This window comes from Sodalis sp. RH15, from assembly GCF_047324255.1.
GTDB lineage: Bacteria > Pseudomonadota > Gammaproteobacteria > Enterobacterales > Enterobacteriaceae > Acerihabitans > Acerihabitans ligni.
Map to the genome: position 1 here is coordinate 4,868,143 of NZ_CP178738.1, position 22,325 is coordinate 4,890,467.

The following is a 22,325-nucleotide window of genomic DNA, read 5'->3' on the forward strand; positions in this document are numbered from 1 at the left end:
TATATTAACCCATCGCAATACGACGCTACGGGCTAAAAACCACAATGAAAGACATCACTGACCTCATTTCCAATAACCAGGCTTGGTCCAAACATCTTAAAGAGGAAGACCCGGGGTTTTTCGAGCAATTATCGTTGGCCCAGCGGCCGCGTTTTTTATGGATCGGCTGTTCAGACAGCCGTGTCCCGGCGGAGCGTCTGACCGGACTGGAGCCCGGCGAGCTGTTTGTTCATCGCAATGTCGCCAACCTGGTCATTCATACCGACCTGAACTGTTTGTCGGTGGTGCAATATGCCGTGGATGTGCTGGAGGTCGAGCATATTATCATATGCGGCCACTATGGCTGCGGCGGCGTTCAGGCCGCTATCGATAATCCGGAGCTGGGCCTGATAGATAACTGGCTGCTGCATATCCGTGATTTGTGGTACAAGCATAGCTCATTGCTGGGGGAGCTCCACCCGGATGAGCGTATCAATACGTTATGTGAAATCAACGTGATAGAACAGGTGTACAACCTTGGCCACTCCACTATTATGCGTTCAGCCTGGAAGCGTGGGCAGAAGGTCCAGCTGCACGGCTGGGTTTACAGTATACATGATGGATTGTTGCGTAATCTGGACGTTTCCGCCACCAGTCGGGAAACGTTGGAACAGCGTTACCGGCAGGGTATCGCTACGCTACTGCAGCAACACGGCAAGTAAGCTCCTCCGGCATTCGCCGGTTCGCCCCGCCTCGGCAAACGAGGTCTTCCTTCAACAGGCTCGTTGCACGTTCAGTGTAAGCGGGCCTATTGCACCATAGGACGCTCTCCCTTTAACAGGATTGTTGCACGTGCGGTGTCATCGGGCCTACCGCGGCATCTGGGGTGTGCGGCAGCGATTACTCCGCCAGCTTTACCACTTTGCCGACATAGGGGAGGTGGCGGTAGCGCTGAGCGTAATCGATGCCGTATCCGACGACAAATTCATCCGGGATGGCAAAACCCACCCACTCCACCGTCACCGGCACTTCGCGCCGCTCCGGTTTATCCAGCAGGGTGCAAATGGCCAACGACTTGGGCTGGCGCAGTTGCAATATCTCGCGGACTTTGCTCAGGGTGTTGCCGGAATCGATGATATCCTCAACGATCAGTACGTCTTTGCCGCGAATATCTTCATCCAGATCCTTGAGGATCTTGACATCGCGGGTGCTGCTCATGCCGTTGCCATAGCTGGAGGCGGTCATGAAATCCACTTCATGAGGTACGGTCACGACGCGGCATAAATCGGCCATAAACATAAAAGAGCCGCGCAATAGGCCGACCAAAACCATTTCGCTGCCGCTCGCCTGATAATGCGCGCTGATCTCGCGCCCCAATTCGGCAATACGGGTAGCGATCTCCTGTTGGGAAATCATGACGTCCACGGTGTGTTTCATAACGAAGCCAGAAAAAGAATCGGGAAAGGAAGCGGATTTTATCACAACCCGCCGAACGGGGCGATATGTCCGTGGCGATGCCGGGCAGATTCCCAGGCAAGCTTTTTTATCCGCGGCGAGGGACAGCTTGTCCATGCTGGCCCATACTTTAAACAGGTCCGCGTCAACGAGTGAGGCGAGGGGCAAAAAACATAGGGCGCAAATCATTAAATATGATAACGTCATCGCATAATGACTGATTCAGGTTTTAACATGAAACACACCGTATTGACGATGCTGTTGTTGGGGTTACTGGGCTTTTCTTCAGCGTCGCAGGCCCTATCCGAAGCCGAAGCCGAGGACATGGCCGATTTGACCGCCGTGTTTGTTTATTTGAAAAACAACTGCGGTTATACCGATATGCCCAATGAACAGATCCGCCGGGCCATTTTGATCTTCGCCCAGCAGAATCGCTGGGATCTGAGCAACTACGGCAGCTATGATATGCGCGCCATGGGGGAAGACAGCTACCGTGATCTCAGCGGCATCGCTGTCCCTACACCGAAAAAGTGTGAATCCCTGGCCACCAATTCGCTCAGTTTACTTGCCTACGCCAAATAACCGATAATTGCATTTTGTGTGAAATTGCTCCGTGCATCCCCCGGCGGAGTTGGTTATGATGTTGCGCCGTTTTCTCATGGCGATGATGCCGAGGAGCAGCCCGACATGTCACAGCCCGATTTGCGACAAAAAGAAATTTGGTGCGAGACGCTGCATGATAGCTTCGGCCAGCGCTTTGACGTAGAGAAAATCCTGTACCGGGAAAAGACCGGTCACCAGGAGCTGACTATCTTCGAAAATGCCGCCTTTGGCCGGATAATGGCGTTGGACGGCGTGGTGCAAACCACCGAGCGCGACGAATTCATCTACCACGAAATGATGGCCCATGTGCCTTTGATAGCGCACGGCCAGGTCGAAAAGGTCCTGATTATCGGCGGCGGCGACGGCGCCATGTTGCGGGAAGTGTGCCGCCACTCGCAGGTCAAACATATCACCATGGTGGAAATCGACGCCGGCGTGGTGCAGTTTTGCCGTCAATATCTACCCCGGCACAGCGCCGGTGCCTTTGACGATCCACGTTTTCACCTTGTTATTGATGACGGTGTAAACTTCGTCACCCGCGCCCAGGAAAAATTCGATGTGATCATCTCCGACTGCACCGATCCCATCGGTCCGGGTTCCAGCCTGTTTACCTCATCGTTCTACCAGGGTTGTGCCCGCTGCCTTAACGACGGCGGTATTTTTGTCGCGCAAAACGGCGTCTGCTTTTTACAGCAGGACGAAGCGGTGGACAGCTATCGCAAGCTCGGCCGCTATTTTGCCGATGTGGGTTTTTACCAGGCGGCGATACCTACTTATTACGGCGGCATCATGACCTTTGCCTGGGCCAGTCAGGATCCGGCGCTACGCCGGTGCGATATCGCCACGTTACGGTCGCGGGCGGCAACGGCGGGGTTGGTTTGCCGCTATTATAATCCGGCGATTCACGTCGGCAGCTTCGCCCTGCCGCAATACATACTGAACGCGTTATCAGAGGCCCGTCCGAAAGGGCATTTGCAAGGGGGTGAATCCAATTGCAGAAGTTAAAACTGCACGGCTTTAATAATTTGACCAAGAGCCTGGGTTTTTGTATTTACGATATCTGTTATGCCAAGACCGCCGATGACCGTGACGGCTATATTGCTTACATTGACGAACGTTATAACGCCAATCGTTTAACGGAAATTCTGAGCGAAACCTGCGCCATGATCGGTGCCAATATTCTCAACGTGGCGCGCCAGGACTACGAGCCGCAGGGCGCAAGCGTGACGATTCTGGTCAGTGAAGAGCCGGTGGATCCGCTGAGCATCGACCAGTCCGAGCAGCCCGGTCCGCTGTCCCAATCTGTAGTGGCGCATCTCGATAAAAGCCATATCTGCGTCCATACCTATCCGGAAAGCCACCCGGAAGGCGGTTTATGCACCTTCCGCGCCGATATCGAGGTCTCCACCTGCGGCGTGATTTCGCCGCTGAAGGCGCTGAATTATCTGATACATAAACTGGAATCGGATATCGTCACCATCGATTACCGTGTGCGGGGTTTTACCCGCGACGTGTATGGCATCAAACATTATATCGACCATGAGATAAGCTCCATCCAGAACTTCCTGTCCGAGGATATGAAAGCGCTCTATCACATGATGGACGTGAATATCTACCAGGAGAATATGTTTCATACCAAGATGATGCTTAAGGACTTCGACTTGAAGCATTATCTGTTTAACGCCACGCCGGCCGATCTCAGCCCTGATGAGCGTAAAACCATCACCCGGTTGTTATATAAAGAGATGCGGGAAATTTATTATGGCCGGAATTTACCGGAATCCTGATAGAGGGTGGAGGGTAGGAGGGTAGCCAACGTTCGTTAACGTTGTCGCCTTAACCGGACGTAGCAAGACTGCGGGCTTATGCCTGGCGGTAGAAATCGCGATACTGGCTTAACACCTGCAAAAAATCGTCTGATCCGCATAAAGACAGGCTCTCTTCATCGTAGTAGTTCATGCCCTCTTCCAACTCTTCATTGACGAAGGTGAGTTCATTGGCGCGTATCATCACTTCTTCGCCATCGGTCCACAGGGTATATTCATGGCCCTCGCATTGCCAGCTGCGTTCGGTGCCGGCGAGTTGGCGTATCTGTGCCTCTACCTCGTCAAGCAGTGCGAAATCGCCTTTGACCTCCTCATTGAGCCAATGGCCGATGGCCTCGTGTCCCATGGAAAAGGTGACTTTTACCTGCCCGGTGATATCGCGCAAAAATTCATAATCCATTATCTTTCCCGCCTGCTGCAAGTGACCCGCCCAAGATAGAATTTTAACCGGTCTGCTATAAGAAAGCGTTAGCTGAATGGGATTTCATAAAAATATATTGCCGCATATAATCAATCAGAACGTATTGGCTGAGAAAAAATCCCTGTTGCCTCCAGCAAGACGGGAGTTAAAAAACGTCCATTGAGTTCACAGTCTCCGACGCCGCCGAAGGGGCTTCACCGAAGCCTGAACGTACCTACCTGTTATCACGTTTTTTGTCGGCTGTATGCCAATCATTAGGTTCTGCTGGCTATCCCGCCTATAGATTTTTTTTCGCAGCGTTTTTTATTCCTCATCAATTGCTTAATGCGTCATTTATGGACTTATCAGAACGATATTAATTTGGTATTAAACGGATTAGTAATATTTACCTTAAACACATTAAAAACATACTGAATGCACACAAAAGCCGCCTAAAACAGAAAAGAAGACTTTTTACTTCTGTTATTTAAACTCCATTAACAATATCTCTGGCTCGCTAGACTTAAAAAAAGTAGATTTACTCTACATTCTTTTCTAAAGGGCCAATACATGCGTATTATAGATAATATGATTGAAAAGGATCTAATAAGCAATTCAACTACCCTGCAGGAATATCATGAGGCCAAGCATTTATTCCGTACCTTAAAATGCGTAAGGATGCAGGGAAATAGAGAATCACAATTGCGCGTGACAAGTGGAAAATCTACTTATAAAAATTACGCTACACGCCTATTGCTCGCCTCAGCCTGTGCACCGATAACTTTTTTTTCCGATCATCTTATCACGCAAAATGCTGCGGTCCCAAACTTCAATCCGGTGTCGGCAAAAGATGGGTTCTTGCCGCCCGCTGACCACGCGTCGTCCGTTAAGAGCGCCGGGGAGACCTTTTTGCCGGGACAGGCCGTTTATGATTATCCACGCAGTGTCCCAATAACAGGAAAAAACCATGCCCGTCGCGTAGCCCGAAGCACCGACCGTGAAGAATCACTCTATATGCCGCCTGCCGCTTCATCTTTGGAAGGCATTAATCGGATGCTTAGAAAAATATACCGGGAAACTGAGCACTATTTTGGACATCCGGATCCTTTAATACATAGTTTGGCATTTCACATTAAATATATGCAAGATTATGAAATATATGCAGCTAGATATTTACTTAGATATTCCGGTCTGTTCGGTGCCAAATGGCCTGAAAAAATAACCGAACGCCATAAAAAAAAGATTCTTACAGCCTGGGTGAGCTCTTATGTTTTCGAAAAATCATGGGAAAGATTTTTAGTTAGTGAATTCATTAATATCTCTAAATATACCGTGTTTGAAAAAAAAGTCACATCGAGAAATTTTGAAAGTTTTCTGGCTCATTGCATACGAAAAAAATTAATGAATAGTACCGATTTTGAGTATTTATATTATTATGAAACATCAATAAATTTTATCAAGGATAATTTTTTATTGCCCATAATGCCGACATTTTTTTATAATGACATTAACGATATAATGATGGCTTACCCAATAGGTTCTATTGAATGGGGTTATTTGCACGCTGGGCTGAGTTTTGCCATGAGCGCCGAACTGGACCTCACCTTATCGTCAGAAAAAGATGTGATCTCCCTGGGCATTATATTGGAATCCATGCTAAGAGAAGGGTTAACAAGTTTGTCTTTGGCGAAATTATTTATGATGCCGGCCATGTTTTACCACATCAAAGAAAGCTTGGATAAAGATAGTGATGTTCAACTTAATGAGATTATTGGCCCTAACGGAATAAGAGAGGGTATTCTGGAGAAATTTTTTTCCGCCTGCGATATATTCAATGCCATTAACGAACCCATAATTCGTTTGGCCGAAGCTTTAAAAGCCTATCAATCTCGAAAAACCATTGAAACAGAATTGACAAACTTGCATTGTAATATGGAGATTCGGCCGGGCATACCTTATTTTCAGAATTATCAATACTTGAGTTCTAACAAGAATTGCGTGAACACCACAGGAAGAGAAGAAAATGATGTCCGGCAATATCCAACCGCGGACGCGATCGTTGCAAAGCAAAATGCCGACATTGCCAACGCATATTTAGTTGTCAACAAAGCAATTATTTTAGATGCCCTCTCTGGGATCGATGCAGATGAAGTCGGATTTATGACGCAAGCTAAGATGGTGATATTTAAAGTCCATTTTAAGCCAAAACTGAATTTAAAAAATACAAAGCATGATAATAGTGCAGAATATTGTTATTTAAAAATCAAGGAAAATATAGATATCTTCGCAGCGGAGAAAAATAATTCTAGAAGAATCTACGCCTTAATCAAGGAAACAGGAGAATATCGAATTAAGCGTGTTGATGAACAGATCACAGCCTACTTTGAACTTTTGGAAAACTATTCTCGGCAGTTAACAACTGATAATAACATTAAGCTGGAATTATACAAAGATGCTCTAAAACTTCTCAAAGAGCGTCATGAACCGCTTGACGTGCTGGCAAACAGTCTTAGTCAAATACACCGAGACAAATTACTCAGTCATTTGAATATATTAAACATCAATAATGCAGTCAATAAACAGGCAGAGGTCATATTCCAATCCTTAATTCCTTTTTATACCTGTAAAGAACGTTTGCGGCCCAGGAGAAAAAATACTGCTATTCCTGCCTGCAGCCTGAATATCGTTGCGCTGGCCAGGGTTACGGGAGCGGAGTTAGACATCAGCGTGCTAGCCACAACCAAGGGCGGTAATGTGACCAAGGGGACGGGGAGTAATGTGGTGAATGGCTTTGTCGCTAGGCAGGCCCTGAAGATGGCTATAAAAAAAGATCTGCACTATCTAACGGCATTTACACATCTGCCCGCATCAGAAACATTTAATGGAATGGTAATCAGTAAATTAGCCACAGAATTTGTTCACCTCTTTGATTCAGGACTGGGGATTATTGGCCAAATAAGTAGCACTATATTAAAAGAGGTTGCCGCGAGTGTAGACATAGTGCAACGATATTCTCCCACGCTGAAAAATTTATTGTCGCGTTTGCGGGAAAAAGAAATTGAACATTATTTAAACCCTACAGATTCTTTTTATAAAATGGCGCGATTGCCTGCCTTGGAATTGGAGGTGCCAGTGGTAAAACTGGGGGGAGATAAATTTCGCGGAAAAGAAATCTATGCACGAATCAATCCCGAGGATAATGATATTTTCAGCAGAAAATATACTATGACCGCAAATAAAACATTGATTCCCGTTCCCATGCCTAAAGGTCGAGGACTGAAAAATACACGCCCTGCCGGACTCGACTGGCCGGACGCGGCAGTAGATGCTAAACAATGGGTTTCGAAACACACCAGATCGTTCTATCCGTATCATCAGTCCCAGCTGACTATTGAATATACCCCGACGGGAAAAAATGGCTATGTTTCCTACTTGAATACTTCAAATGGTGCTTCTCAGATCATCTTTTCAGATAACATCCGGTCTGATGATTGGCCGAATCCGTTCTTTACCTATAGATTTGATATCAATACCTTTGGAGACCGAGGAAGTGAGAAAATCCTTTTTCCGGAAGTGGGTATTACATTGAGGCATGAAAGCATAGACCTTAATAAATTTGTTACTTCCTATCATAGGTTGGCAAAAAAACAAAAAGAAACATTACAAGAATGGATTTTGAATGAAGATGATATCAGGGGATACAAAGATACATTGCGTTATAATGAGCCGTTGTTTTCAAAGTCAAATAGTACAGAAATGAACCGAAAGCTGAAGTTAGGTGAAACGCTTACCCACGCACAACAAGAAATTTATGACAGCCTGATGGAACTCACGCAAGCGGATATTCCTCGGCATCGCGGAAGCTATCTGCTTAGCATGGAATACATACACAGTGACATGCAATGGGGGGATGATCCTCGCGTAGGGGATATAGTGACAAACTACCCACAATTCATGATTGTATCAGCAAATAATAAAGCTGCCCGAGATTTGGCCAAGCAGGCAAATCATTACAAGAAGATAAACGGGGTGCGTTTGCAACAGTTAATAACATATCGTATTGATAATGCGATTCAAGGCACTCCGCTTCTACCCCAAATCATAACACAGTCGGCACCGCCGGTAAATTATCTCTATCCCCCCAAATCCTATTTTATTATTAAGGGAATCAGTATCGCCAAAGCCAGCCCGCCCAGTATTTCTCCGACGGAACGAGTGGGGATCATTTTGGAAGAAGCGTCGGAGATCCCTTATAGTGCAAGAAATCTATTTTCAGGAAAAGTTTATATACATGATTCGCCCAACCCAGTATAGTCATTTAAAGGAGTAATCTGGCATGCATCTTTTATCGCACATAAATTATGGAATCAGTATTGAAAAAGAATTATTATCCAACTCAACAAACTCTCAGGAATATTTTGACACAAAAGCTCTATTTGATTCGTTGAAATCCATTAGTCGACATGACAGGCTTCAATTGAATAAACCAGCAAAAAACAATAAGTCTTCTTTAAAAGATTTCGCTTTACGCTTGCTCTTAGCTACCGGTTATTCACCGGTAAGTAATTTGGCGAGCAACATTACCTCTAAAAATAATCTCCCTATCATCCCAGGTTTACAATGCAACACAAACATATCTTCTTTTGGCTCGAAACATACTATAAAATGCTCTGAGCATATTTTACCAGTAATGCCTGCGGGAAATAACACTAACAATAAATTCGATTACGGTTTAATGGAAGAGCATAATGTAAGACGCATCATCAGAAGCCCGGAACAGTCACAATCTATGCATTCGCCACCGAATAGATCGGCATTGGAGGGGCTAACGTCATTGCTTATTTCTGAATCCCATATCACTTCTAAAGAGCTTGAGTCCACATATAATGTAATTAAAGCTTTAGATGAATTTTTATCTAAAAATAATGATGCATTCAAGAAAGTAACGCAAAGCTTGTTAAAATCATCTGGCCTGTTTGGGTATAAAGACCAGGAATTATTAACTCAATGCCATCAGCAAAAAATTATGGCCGCGTGGATCAATTCGTTTGTCTTTAACGATAATATCGAAAAATTTATAGTCAGCGAATTTATGACTCTCACCAAAAAAAATCATGGCAAAGCTGTTTATACACGGGACTTTGCAAATCATCTTTCTAAAGGCGTTGAGAATTTATTACAAAAAAACCCATCCGAGTATATGGACGTCAATCAGGATAATCCTCCGAAAGTCATTTTTGACAGGCTATTGAACCCACTAATGCCTACTTTTTTTCAAGGCAAAGTTAACACCTCTGCGATGGCATACTCGGTTGGTTCAATTGAGTGGGGCTTTTTTCATGTTGGGTTAGGGTTAGCCATGAGTGCAGATATCAATCTGGAAACATTATCTGCTAATGATATTTCATCTTTAGGGATCATACTTGAAGCCTTGTTAAAAGAGGGTATCACCGCGCCCAATCTCATTAAGCTTTTTATGATTCCCGCTATGCTTTATCACGTCAAATATTGCCATGATAATAATATTTCTACTGATGTAGAAGACATTTTTTGGGAGAATAGGATTAGACAGCATATTCTTGCACAATACTTTTCCGCCTGCGATCGTTATCATGCGGCAAAAGATCCCGTAGCCTGTTTAACTCAAAGGTTGGACACCTACCAATCTCTTGCGGATTTGGTGGATGCATTGCATAATCTTAACTCCAACATATTAATTAAACCTCAAGAATATTATTTTTCTTACTACGAATATGATGTTTTTGGAGATGTTTTAACGGAGGAAATAAATGAAACAAAAATAGGCAATTGGCATACTCCCGATCCTTACTCGTTATTTGAAAGGCAAAGTGTTGAAATCGCCGATACTTTTGCTGATGTGGATAAAAACGTTATTAGAGATGCTTTTAACGGTATGCATAAAAAGGAGACCCAGTTCCTGAATGCGGCCATGGTCACACTCAGCAGGGTCAGTTTAGAATACAACTATGATTCCGAAAGGATGCAGTCCGAAGAAAGATTTTGCCAAATTGAAGAGTTGGACATAAGGAAAGATGTCGATGTATTCTCAGCGACTATAGGTGATGAAGAAAGAATGTATGCGCTCATGAAAGAAAAAGAGGAATATCAAATACGACGAATCACTAGCAGCATTACTTCATATTATGATTATTTATCCTATTTTAAACCGGAACTGGACACCGATAGTATTAAATTAACGTTTTCGCAGGATAGCAATGAAATACTGAAGGATACCCATGATTCGCTGCAAGTATTAGCCGGTAAGCTGAGTCAAATACACCGCAATAAAATGCTACAATACCTGAATGCGTATGGTTATGACAATAGAGCTAGTTTTGAGAAAAAAACTTTTTTTCCAACCATAGTACCGTTTTATATCTGTAACAAAGATGATCAGGCCGCGAAACAAGACACAAAAAATTCATCTTGTAGTATTGATTTTGCAGCTCTGTCTTCTATTGCGGGCAAATCTGATTTGGACCTCCGGACGCCAATAAAAACGAAATATGATTCACGGACCGCCTCGGGCGGGATGGCAAGCGGCCTGGCTGCAAGGCAATCTTTTGTAATGGCGATGAAGCAGGGTCCGTCTTCTTTGGTTAAAACCATTGAACTACCTGCGTCACATGAACTCAATCCAATTGCCTTGAGCAAATTAGGAGTGGAATACCTCCTTATGTTTGATCCAGGCCTTGAGATAAACAGCGGATTGAGCGAGGTTATGTTCAAACAAATTGCCGAAGGTGTTGCTGTTGCGAGCCGCTCACTGCCGTCTTTGCAAAGACTACACGCCGCATTTGTAGCAAAAAAAATTGATCCCGCCGGCAATCAACTTGTTAAACAATATGAAATGGCCCATTTGCCATCCATGGAGCTGGAAGTTCCGGTAGTCAAAGTGGGCGGTGATACCTTTCACAGTAAAGATATTTATCTGCGATTAAACCCTGAGAATAATGACATTTACAGCCAAAAATATACCCTGGCCGAGGATAAAACACTTATACCCGTTCCCATGCCGCAAGGAGAAAAACTACATAATTTTCTGGTCCACTATAACGAGGAAATCTGTACTTTGATTGGCGATTCGAGTGTTTACCCATAAAACTGTTTTTTCATGCGTTAAATATTATCAAGATCGGTAATATCTTCAGCAGCCAGCGCCTTCAGTGATCTAAGTATGCCGTCGGCGAAACATATATTGCCGAGCAGAGTTAAATATCATCTTAATTGAAGAAATTATCATCTCCGGCAGCCAGTCTAGCCTGGCATCGCTGCTTCCCGATCGGGCTGGTTCAACTGTCGTGTAAAAGTGGGTAGACCCGACATGCACATCGGGCAGGATAGTACTGGTATGCACACTGCCTGCTGGCCATGATGTAGCGATAGGCGCGTTCCCTGTTGACAGAGTGGCTTGGGGCGCCGCAGACGTTGGCCGTTGATGCCGTATAGAGTGCCTGCCCTCGGTAGCCCCGGCTTTACGCAAAATTTTTATCATCGTCTTGTGGCCGCGATCTAAAGCCAGTGAAAGCGCGGTGATATTATTGGGGTCCTTTATATTAACCGCAGCGCCTCTTTCAACCAAATATTTCATGATATTCTGATTACCGCACGCAACGGCGCGCATCAGCGCTGTCCAACCCTTATTATCCAATGCGTCGATATCGGCGCCAAGCGGTAAAATTTTATTAAGGAACATCTTGTTACCATTGCCAGCAGCAAGCAGCAGCGGCGTCAAGCCGTCTTTACCCGGAACATTGACTCCGCAGCCTAATCGTAGAAGGCTATCAATAACTTTTCCGCTCACGCCATTTTTTAACGCTAGGGTAAGCGCGGTATCTTCATCATCGTTCTTAACATCAGGTTTTATTCCTTTTGTCGCCAGCTTATCAACCAATTTGAAATCGTTATGTAACACTGCCAACATTAAAGGCGTCAAAGCCATATTACCCGCAAGATTAACATTAGCCCCAGCCTGGAGCAGAGCGTTTATAATAGCGTTCTCTTTGGTCATTATGGCTAATACCAAGGCAGTATTGCCATCACTGTCTAAGTAATCAAGCTCAGCGCCTTTTTGTAACAGGCGGGCAATATCCTGTAAACCATTGCCTAAAAGCACGGAAGCCATCAATGCCGTCCGATTATCTTTATCCTGTGTGTTAACATCCACTTCACTTCTGTTTACCTGATCAAGAATTTCTCTATTAAAAATGATATTACTCACAGGAATTTTAGTTCTTAAGTCATTTAATTTCAATGGACATTGAAAAGCAGGACTTGATGTTCTTTTTAAACGATTGAGCTGGTCTTTTTTTGAAAAATAGTTAATATTGCTTGACTCTATCCCGTTTGTTTTTGCTAAAGTCACATTATTTTTACTATGTAATATTATTGGAAAACCTACCGCAGCCGTCACTGGCAACTTTGCCAAATCAATACTGTTTTTTAAATATCCATGGGAGGAATAAAGTAATTTTTTCCCATCAATATGATTGGGTATAGCATGAGAAATCATAAAATTGAACTGAGAATTATAGGGTACCATTAACGACATGCCGTCACCTAAGTTGAATTGAAAAGAAATATGTTAAACGGGCCCTCCGGCCCTTCATATTTCATTAGCAGCATAAGAACCTTACTTGAGTCTTCTGAAGCAAAGATGATAAAACAGGGCTATCCCCGAAGGCCTATTCAAGAATTATTATTAGGAACTGAGCGACGTGACATTATTCTCTTAAGACTCTGGTAGATTTTATCGATGTCTCCGGTAATATGCGATGATAAAAATAAGGATGAGCCACTTGATTTGGTGGAGGCTATGTCAGTTGATATTTCCTTATTTTCGCGCCGGCCATTTTCATACAAAGGATATTCTGTATCCTCATTTTTATCTAAAAGCGTTTCATTCATGGCTTCGGTAGTATTGGCCTCATCATCAGACGCGGTCATCATGGTATTGATTATCGTCTCGGTGGCATTAAGTTTCTTATCGGTAGTTTTGATATAAGAACCGGCATTATCCTCTGCCACTGCGCGATTCTTCAAGGCATCATTTTCAGTATAAGCTGTATCGTTAACGTTTGCGGGCACATGATCTCCAGATGATACAGGACGACAGTCTTTGTTAGCTGCTTTTAGCGCAGATATTGCTTTTGAAAGCACATGCACATTTTGCTGATCGTTCTTGTACAAAGCCACCCTCATTGCCGTTTCATTACTTCGATTTGCATAATTGACACAAGCGCCTTGACTAAGCAAATACTCAGTCATCGAAACATCACCACAGTTCACCGCATGCATTAACGCAGTCCAACCCTGAGCATCCGTATTATCTATATTGACACCTCTTCTAATATAGAAATCCATAATTTCACGATTTTTTCGAAATGTTGCTAACATAAATGGCGTATGCCCATTTTTATCTTTAATGTTAATATCATAATGATCATAACGAAGAATCACGGATATCATCCAATGCGTATCATACTTTATGGCTAAGTGCAGTGCCGTCTCCTTTGCATCGTTAGTAGCATTGGTTAGTGCGCCATTTATTAGGAGCTTAAAAAATGTCCTATGATCTTCCCCTAGCACCGTCACCATCAAAGGGGTATAACCGGCTGTACCAGGCACATTAGACATACTTTTATTTTGCTGAAATATGTCTAATATCTTCCATTTTTCTGTAATTAGCGCCTCATCCTTCAATCTAAAAAGACTTTTAAGCAGCCACATTAGCACCGTATTGTTTTCATTATCCCTAAGAGTCATATCGGCGCCTCTGCTCATCAGATATTTAATAAATCCAACGTCTTTGTGCGTTGCCACTGCCTGCATCAGCGGAGTGAGCTTATCTTTGTTTTGTGCGTTAAAGCCTACCCCCCTTTCGCCCGTTGTTTTCAAAAGTTCGTTATCTAATGGAATGTTACAATAAGGCAATCTTCCTCTTCTTCTTTCAGGTGATAGGCAACCTAGGCTCGCTTGTTGTTCTAATTTTTTATCAAAATCTTTTTCAGCCAAGGAAGTTTCGCGTTTCTTTAACTTTAATTGTTTTAGCAAGTTACTTCCACCCTTTGTGGTAATCTCGCTGGAATGGGCATCGAAACGTCGTTGCGCCCTATTAATCATGGGTAAAACATTTAGAGAGGTGATATTTATTACTTCATTGTAATTGCGAATATTATGCTCATTTGATTTGTTTGGCATATATTCAAAAACTTTAGCCATAGTTGGCTGTGCGCATGGCAATAATGTTGTATTCATCTGTACATCCTTACAGTATGGTATGCTTAAAGAATGTTGCCTATTCAAAGTATTTTTTGAGACCAGGCGAGTAAACTCAGTGCTGCTAAATAAAAATTATGATACATCAGCCTATGACAAAGGAGGGAATGGAGAAGCATAACGTCTAAATGCCTCATAAGCACTCTTCATCTTATAAACAAGCCACCCTGGTATCAAATACGAGGATCCGCTGGATTGTGATGAATCTGTTTCAGCTGTTTTATCGTCATTAAGATCGCTTTGCAGAATAGGTTTGACAACTATCGTTTCATCTTTTTTGTCTGAAGCATCTATAGTATTGCTATCGGGGTCCACATTATTGTCATTAGCTATTACCTGCCACGTCATATGATTTGTATTCACATTTTCCTTGAGCTCATCCTTAAGCCAATGCTTTATTTCTTCATTCGGCATCACCGCGCCGGCCTTTATGAGCGTTAAGGCTATTATTTTGTCCTTTTTTTCAAAAGCAATTACCAGAGCGCTTCGTTGATATAGGGTCGTGAAGTTGACATTGGCGCCATATGAACAAAGTTTCTTAACCACTTCCTCTTTACGACAGTCCACCGCATGCATTAACGCCGTCCAGCCATTTAAATCCACATGATCAACATCCACGCCTTTGTTATAGAAGCTGTCCATAAGAGCCAAATTACCGTAATAGGACGCTATCATAAATGGCGTACGACCCTTTTTATCATCCACATTCAATTTTTGATAAAACACGCAGAGCTGATCAATGATAGTGTTTGATGCATTGTATTCAACTGCCAAATGCAATGCGGTTTTCCCGTCATTATTCTTTAATTCAACAGTTGCCTTGTTGATAAGTAATTTTTTAAAGCTATTTTTGTCATCACCCATAGCAGCAATCATCAAAGGAGTAAATCCTTCTTTATCCGCCAAGTCCAGATCTGCAGCGCTGTTTATCAACACATCTAAGATATTTAATTTAATTTGGATTCTTGTTTCATTTGCAAGACGAAAAAGGCTTTTTACCACCCACATCACCGCCGTATTGCCTGCATTATCCTGCAAGCCCACCTTGGCCCCTAGCCTAATCAAGGATTTAATATCCTCGTTGTTACCACCGGTAAGAGCAATCCGCATTAACGGGGTAAGCCCATCCTGATTCTTGTCATTGACATTGAGGCGGGTTACCGTTTTGGGGTCAAGATATTCAATGTCCACGTCGACCGTACTTTCCGGTAGGCTCGCTCTTTTATCCTTATGATCCAAGCAATCCAGCCGAGCTTGATTAGGGTTAACCTTAAGACCTCTTTCCTTAAGGTCAACTATATGACGCTTGGTTCTCAATTCTGCAGAATTGTTTCCAAACCTCTTTTCCGCTGCGTTAATCATGGGTAAAATATTATTAGATAGCATCTGAATTTGGCTAGTATAGTTAGTAGAATATTTTCCGCTTTCTATAGGCTGGCTTGGTTGAGAAAAATCAATTAAACGTGAGGGGGCGTAGGGCTGTAAAGTCACATTCATATATATCTCCTAAATATGATTTATTAAACTGGTTTTTTTTTGCAAAACGTCTGGGTAATACTGAGTTTTCTAACTCCATCATATATACCTTGCATAACTCTTGTGATTAACATCGGCGTAAAAGGCACAGACCTGCTCGCAGCGGATGCCGCGACATCGGTTAACATTTCACGATGTTCAATATCTATTATTTCATACTGGGTATTATTGTGGACTGTTATATTATGGCTATCATTTAGGCGTGGCCCAGCGATGAGGTTGCATATATTCCCGCAGACCAGCTGAGGGTCATGTTTTACACCTTTCACTGTCTCTGATTCTACTTTTATTTTGGGAAGCAGCAGATTCACCATATGATTTCGCCCTTGCTCCTGGGCGATGTTTAGCGCATCTTTATTGCAGCAATCCTTGATAAGAACGCTGGCGCCTTTGGCCAGCAAATAATTCATCGTCTCTACATCATCGCAGTTCACAGCATGCATCAACGCCGTCCAACCATAGGCATCGAAATCGTTGATATCCCCCCCTTTAGTGAGAAAGGTATCCATAATATCGTACCGGGAGCGAAATGACGCCATCATAAAAGGCGTATAACCACGCGTATCCTTAACATTCATAAATTTATAAAGGTCGATGAGAACAGTTAATATTTTTGGATCTGCATCATATTTTAACGCCAAATGTAACGATGTCTCGCCTGCATCATTTACACATCTAAAGTCCTCCGCACTTCTATATGACATCTTAAATGCAGGCACGCTATTTACGGCGACGGCATACATCATCGGAGTAAATCCGGCAGTGCCTGCGATAGTCAGGTTTGCACCCGCAAGAAATAGATTTTCCATTATTTCCAATTTAGTTTGTATTTGCGTTTCATTGCCTAGATTATTAAGGCTTTTTATCAACCATATCACAGCAGTATTGTTTTGCTTATCTTGAATATCTAAGGAAACGCCACTATGAATCAAATCACGTATTTTATTTAAGGAGTCGTTGTTACCGATCGCCTTCATTAAAGGAGTAATGCCATCGTTATCCTGTAGGGTATTATTGATGTTTTTAGCATACGCCTTTTTGCCGTTGTCGAACACAACGTCCATTTCTGGAAACCTGCTTATACTTGATATATTTTTTCGACAATCATATCGATCGTGGTTATTAATATTCATTTTTGCGTCAACTTCAGCAAAAAAAATTTCACGTTTACTTATTTTAAGCTTCTCAACCCATTTATTAGTATACTCCCGTTCGTTTACTTTCATTTCGAATCGTTTCTCGCTTTCATTAATTGCCCTCTTTACGTTCTTTGTAAGAATATTTAACTCTTCTCTATTTTTAATAAAATTTGTATAGTTAGATATCATATGCATATGCATATGCATATGCATAGGCATAGGGTTAATCGAGCCGTAAGGCATAAAGGATTGTAATGTCGCGTTCATATATTATCCCTAAAATTTATATCCGTGCAGTCAATAGTGGTCTCGGAGACTAAAACATATACTGAATAAAAAAGTGAGTATATAAATTTTGTACTTAAAGAGTGGTACGTTTACTCTTCAGAAATAGTCATAGCCTGTTTAAGAGAAATTGAGGGCGCTTCTTGTTAAACTTCATGACAAATTGAATTATAAAAAAACCGCACCTTAATCAGTTGGTATCCAACTTTTGGGGTGCGGTTCTGGTCCGTCAACGCTGATGAGTTATCTCTCGCCCCGCAGGGCATTCCGTTATACCGCGGTTTGGAAAATTACCTCATCCGCTTTATCGGTGTAAGCCGTCAGCTTGTCAAAGTTCAGGTAACGGTAGGTATCCGCCGCCGTTTTATCTACCATGGATATGGCTTGCAGGTACTCTTCCGGCGTCGGCAGACGTCCAAGCAGCGAGGTCACCGCCGCCAGCTCGGCCGAGACCAGATAGACATCCGCCCCGTCCCCCAGGCGATTGGGGAAGTTGCGGGTGGAGGTGGAGACCACCGTCGCACCGGCGGCTACCCGCGCCTGGTTGCCCATGCACAGCGAGCAGCCCGGGATTTCGATGCGGGCTCCGCTTTTGCCGAATACGCTGTAGTAGCCCTCTTCGGTGAGCTGCGCCGCATCCATTTTGGTGGGGGGCGCGACCCACAGCCGGGTCGGCAGCGCGCCTTTATGCTGATCCAGCAATTTGCCCGCGGCACGGAAGTGACCGATATTAGTCATGCAGGAACCGATAAACACCTCATCGATTTTACTGCCGGCGACATCGGACAACAGCCGCGCATCGTCCGGATCGTTAGGCGCGCAGACAATGGGCTGGGTAATATTCGCCAGGTCGATTTCGAGTACCGCGGCATATTCCGCATCATCATCGGCCACCAGCAAATGAGGATCCGCCAGCCAGCTTTCCATGGATTTGATGCGGCGTTCCAACGTGCGGCGGTCGCCATAACCTTCGGTTATCATCCACTTCAGCAGCACAATATTGGAACTCAGGTATTCAACGATAGGCGCCTGATCGAGCTTGATGGTGCAGCCCGCCGCAGAACGCTCAGCCGACGCGTCGGCCAGCTCAAAGGCTTGTTCAACCTTGAGTTCCGGCAAGCCTTCGATTTCCAGGATACGACCAGAGAAGATATTCTTTTTGCCCTTTTTCTCCACCGTCAGCAAACCTTGCTTAATGGCGAAGTAAGGGATGGCGTGCACCAGATCCCGCAAGGTAATGCCCGGTTGCATTTTACCCTTGAAGCGGACCAGCACCGATTCCGGCATATCCAGCGGCATGACCCCGGTGGCGGCGGCAAACGCCACCAGACCGGAACCGGCCGGGAAAGAAATGCCGATAGGGAAGCGGGTATGGGAGTCGCCGCCGGTGCCCACGGTATCCGGCAGCAGCATACGGTTCAGCCAGGAGTGGATGATACCGTCGCCGGGACGCAGCGAGACGCCGCCGCGGTTCATGATGAAGTCCGGCAGGGAGTGATGGGTCTGCACGTCCACCGGCTTCGGATAGGCGGCGGTATGGCAGAAGGACTGCATCACCAGGTCGGCGGAAAAACCGAGGCAGGCTAAATCTTTGAGCTCATCGCGGGTCATCGGCCCGGTGGTATCCTGTGAGCCCACCGAGGTCATCTTGGGCTCGCAGTATTGCCCTGGACGGATACCGTCCACGCCGCAGGCGCGGCCGACCATTTTTTGCGCCAGGGTAAAACCCTTGGCGCTGGCGGTGACTTCCCGTGCATGGCGGAAGATTTCGCTTGGGGGCAATCCTAAGGATTCACGGGCGCGGGACGTCAGCCCCCGGCCGATAATCAGCGGGATACGGCCGCCGGCCCGCACTTCATCCACCAGTACCTGGGTATTGAGGGAGAAGCCGGCCAGCAGCAGGTCGGTATCGTGCCGGCGGATTTCGCCCTTGAACGGGTAAATATCGATGACATCGCCCATGTTCAACTCGGAGACGTCCACTTCAATAGGCAGCGCGCCGGAATCTTCCATGGTATTGAAGAAAATCGGCGCAATCTTGCTGCCCAGCACCACGCCGCCGCTGCGTTTGTTGGGCACGTGGGGAATATCGTCACCCATGTACCACAGCACCGAGTTGGTGGCGGATTTACGTGAAGATCCCGTGCCCACCACGTCGCCGACGTAGGCCAGGGGAAAGCCTTTTTGCTTCAGGGTTTCTATCAACTTAAGCGGCCCCGCCACTCCCGGCCGATCGGGCACAATCCCATCACGGGCATTCTTCAGCATGGCTACCGCGTGCAGCGGAATATCCGGACGGGACCAGGCATCGGGCGCCGGCGACAGGTCGTCGGTATTGGTTTCGCCGGTGACCTTGAACACCGTGACGGTGATCTTTTCCGCCAGCGGCGGACGGGACAGGAACCATTCGGCATCAGCCCAAGAGCGCATGACTTCCAAAGCGTGGGGGTTGCCGGCCTTGGCCTTGGCTTCAACGTCGTAAAAGCTGTCGAACATCAGCAGCATGGATTTCAATGCATTGGCGGCTAAGGGCGCCAGCGCCTTATCGTCCAGCGCATCCACCAGGGGCTGGATGTTATAGCCGCCCTGCATGGTACCCAGCAGCTCAACGGCTTTTTCAGGGCTTATCAGGGGAGATACGGCTTCACCCTTGACGACGGCCGCCAGAAAACCGGCCTTTACGTAGGCCGCTTCATCGACGCCGGGAGGAACTCGGTTACTCACGAGATCAAGCAGGAATGCTTCTTCGCCGGTGGGCGGATTTTTCAGTAATTCAATCAGCGCCGCCATTTGTACGGCATCAAGAGGTTTTGGCACAATCCCCTGGGCAGTACGCTCGGCAACGTGCTTACGATAATCATCTAGCACGACGTTCTCCTCGCTTTTATTGTCATTGCTCGTTGTTCAATACTGAACTGACAGCACCTGGTTTGCAGCGCATCGTCGCGGGGCGCCGCCATTGAAAAAAGGACCTTTATACCCGGTGTCGGGTTGCCAGTTTATCAGGATTAATTTGCATTGTTAATTTGTTTACATCTAAGTAACATTATTTTTTTCGCTGAAACGTTAAGGCGTTAGCGATCCTGGCAGTTGCTCTTAAAACGGCGTTTAGCGGATTTAAATTAACATCCTTTACCTATGACCAGCCATAGCAAAGCAGCGAAATACTAAGGAGAGTTTGTAAGCAAAAAAAATCACCTGACGGTATCGCCAGGTGACAGGGGGAGAGGAGACTATTTCTTTTTCTTGGCTTTGGCATTCGGCAGATCGGTGATGCTGCCTTCGTAAACTTCCGCCGCCAAACCCACCGACTCATGCAGGGTCGGGTGGGCATGAATGGTCAGGGCAATGTCTTCCGCATCGCAGCCCATCTCAATGGCCAGACCGATTTCTCCCAGCAGTTCGCCGCCGTTAACGCCCACCACCGCGCCGCCGATAACCCGATGGGTCTCTTTGTCGAAGATAAGCTTGGTCATGCCGTCCTGGCAATCGGACGCGATGGCGCGGCCGGACGCCGCCCATGGGAAGGTGGCGACTTCATAGCTGATGCCTTTTTCCTTGGCTTCTTTTTCAGTCACGCCGACCCAGGCAACTTCCGGTTCGGTGTAGGCTATGGAGGGGATCACCTTGGGATCGAAGTAGTGTTTTTTACCGGCGATCACTTCCGCCGCCACGTGGCCTTCATGGGTGCCTTTGTGCGCCAGCATCGGCTGTCCGACGATATCGCCGATGGCATAGATGTGCGGTACATTGGTCCGCAGCTGCTTATCGACCCGGATAAATCCGCGATCGTCCACTTCCACGCCGGCTTTGCCCGCATCCAGCATCTTGCCGTTGGGCACGCGGCCGATGGCCACCAGCACCGCATCGTAACGCTGCGGATCGGCAGGGGCCTTTTTTCCTTCCATGCTGACGTAGATACCGTCTTCACGCGCTTCAACGGTGGTGACCTTGGTCTCCAGCATCAGGTTGAACTGCTTGCTGATCCGTTTGGTGTAAACCTTCACGACGTCTTTATCGGCTACCGGAATGACCTGGTCGAACATTTCCACCACGTCGATTTTGGAACCCAGGGCATAGTACACGGTGGCCATTTCCAGGCCGATGATGCCGCCGCCCATGACCAGCAAACGCTCCGGTACCGTACGCAGCGCCAACGCATCCGTTGAATCCCAGACGCGGGGATCGTCATGGGGTATAAAAGGCAAAGTGATGGGGCGCGAGCCCGCGGCGATAATCGCATTGTCAAAATTGATAATGGTGGCGCCATTCTCGCCGTCCACCTGCAGGGTATTGGCGCCGGTGAATTTACCCACCCCCTGCACAACCTTGACCTTTCGGGCTTTGGCCATGCCGGTCAGGCCGCCGGTCAGCTGATTGACCACCCGTTCTTTCCAGGTACGCACTTTATCAATGTCGGTTTTCGGTTCACCGAAGGTAATGCCGTTTTCGCTTAATGCTTTTGCTTCTTCAATGACCTTGGCCACGTGCAATAACGCTTTGGAAGGGATACAGCCAACGTTCAGACAAACGCCGCCCAGGGTGGCGTAACGTTCCACCAGCACGGTTTCCAACCCTAAATCGGCGCAGCGGAAGGCGGCGGAATATCCTCCCGGACCGGCCCCAAGTACCACTACCTGGGTTTTGATTTCAGTACTCATCATGACCTCTTATTTGTTTATCCGGCGGGTAAGTCGCTCATTTTCATAGGAATCAGAGACATAACGTACTGTCGCCACCGGGACGCCTCCATCGAGCCCAGTTTACAGAAATGTTAATAATCTGCAAAGCCTGTTCGAACGG

At 45.9% G+C, this 22,325-nt stretch carries 14 protein-coding genes; 6 read left to right on the top strand and 8 right to left on the bottom strand.

Annotation, left to right across the window (positions count from 1 at the left end; all coding sequences use genetic code 11):
• Positions 1-44 precede the first annotated feature (44 nt).
• The gene (gene can / locus ACL2XO_RS22150) at positions 45-701 is read left to right on the top strand and encodes a carbonate dehydratase (RefSeq protein ID WP_132926056.1); all 657 of its coding nucleotides are present in this window, start codon (positions 45-47) and stop codon (positions 699-701) included.
• A 178-nt stretch (positions 702-879) separates the two neighbouring features.
• Here the strand turns inward: can and hpt are convergent, their stop codons facing one another.
• The gene (hpt, locus tag ACL2XO_RS22155) at positions 880-1,416 is read right to left on the bottom strand and encodes a hypoxanthine phosphoribosyltransferase (protein ID WP_413725452.1); all 537 of its coding nucleotides are present in this window, start codon (positions 1,414-1,416) and stop codon (positions 880-882) included.
• A gap of 252 nt (positions 1,417-1,668) precedes the next feature.
• Between hpt and ACL2XO_RS22160 the strand changes: the two genes are divergently transcribed.
• The 3 genes from ACL2XO_RS22160 to speD all read left to right on the top strand — a co-directional run bounded on the left by ACL2XO_RS22160 (position 1,669) and on the right by speD (position 3,824).
• Positions 1,669-2,016 (top strand): YacC family pilotin-like protein, encoded by a 348-nt coding sequence (locus ACL2XO_RS22160; protein WP_132926052.1) that lies wholly within the window; start codon positions 1,669-1,671, stop codon positions 2,014-2,016.
• Between the two features lie 120 nt (positions 2,017-2,136).
• Positions 2,137-3,042, top strand: coding sequence for a polyamine aminopropyltransferase (speE, locus tag ACL2XO_RS22165; protein WP_132928013.1), 906 nt, complete (start codon positions 2,137-2,139; stop codon positions 3,040-3,042).
• Positions 3,030-3,824 carry an adenosylmethionine decarboxylase gene (gene speD, locus ACL2XO_RS22170; protein WP_413725453.1) on the top strand — a complete coding sequence of 265 codons (795 nt, stop codon included), beginning with the start codon at positions 3,030-3,032 and terminating at the stop codon, positions 3,822-3,824. The genes speE and speD overlap by 13 nt, the downstream gene beginning before the upstream one ends.
• A 76-nt stretch (positions 3,825-3,900) precedes the next feature.
• Here the strand turns inward: speD and yacL are convergent, their stop codons facing one another.
• Complete coding sequence (yacL, locus tag ACL2XO_RS22175; protein WP_413725454.1) at positions 3,901-4,263, bottom strand: protein YacL; 363 nt, start codon at positions 4,261-4,263, stop codon at positions 3,901-3,903.
• A gap of 570 nt (positions 4,264-4,833) precedes the next feature.
• On the opposite strand from yacL, the gene ACL2XO_RS22180 reads away from it, so the two are divergent.
• Complete coding sequence (locus ACL2XO_RS22180; RefSeq protein WP_413741537.1) at positions 4,834-8,577, top strand: hypothetical protein; 3,744 nt, start codon at positions 4,834-4,836, stop codon at positions 8,575-8,577.
• A gap of 22 nt (positions 8,578-8,599) precedes the next feature.
• Entirely contained in the window at positions 8,600-11,386 is a 2,787-nt protein-coding gene (locus ACL2XO_RS22185; RefSeq protein WP_413741538.1) for a hypothetical protein, read from the top strand.
• Between the two features lie 69 nt (positions 11,387-11,455).
• Here the strand turns inward: ACL2XO_RS22185 and ACL2XO_RS22190 are convergent, their stop codons facing one another.
• The 6 genes from ACL2XO_RS22190 to lpdA form a co-directional block, all read right to left on the bottom strand.
• Positions 11,456-12,835, bottom strand: coding sequence for an ankyrin repeat domain-containing protein (locus tag ACL2XO_RS22190; protein ID WP_413741539.1), 1,380 nt, complete (start codon positions 12,833-12,835; stop codon positions 11,456-11,458).
• Between the two features lie 137 nt (positions 12,836-12,972).
• Entirely contained in the window at positions 12,973-14,541 is a 1,569-nt protein-coding gene (locus ACL2XO_RS22195) for an ankyrin repeat domain-containing protein (protein WP_413741540.1), read from the bottom strand.
• Positions 14,542-14,652: 111 nt separating this feature from the next.
• Positions 14,653-16,059, bottom strand: a complete 1,407-nt coding sequence (locus ACL2XO_RS22200; RefSeq protein ID WP_413741541.1) for an ankyrin repeat domain-containing protein — start codon at positions 16,057-16,059, stop codon at positions 14,653-14,655.
• A 23-nt stretch (positions 16,060-16,082) separates the two neighbouring features.
• Positions 16,083-17,504 (bottom strand): ankyrin repeat domain-containing protein, encoded by a 1,422-nt coding sequence (locus ACL2XO_RS22205; protein ID WP_413741542.1) that lies wholly within the window; start codon positions 17,502-17,504, stop codon positions 16,083-16,085.
• Between the two features lie 288 nt (positions 17,505-17,792).
• Positions 17,793-20,390 (bottom strand): bifunctional aconitate hydratase 2/2-methylisocitrate dehydratase, encoded by a 2,598-nt coding sequence (acnB, locus tag ACL2XO_RS22210; protein ID WP_413741543.1) that lies wholly within the window; start codon positions 20,388-20,390, stop codon positions 17,793-17,795.
• Positions 20,391-20,755: 365 nt separating this feature from the next.
• Positions 20,756-22,183, bottom strand: a complete 1,428-nt coding sequence (lpdA, locus tag ACL2XO_RS22215; RefSeq protein WP_165934234.1) for a dihydrolipoyl dehydrogenase — start codon at positions 22,181-22,183, stop codon at positions 20,756-20,758.
• Between the last annotated feature and the right edge of the window lie 142 nt (positions 22,184-22,325).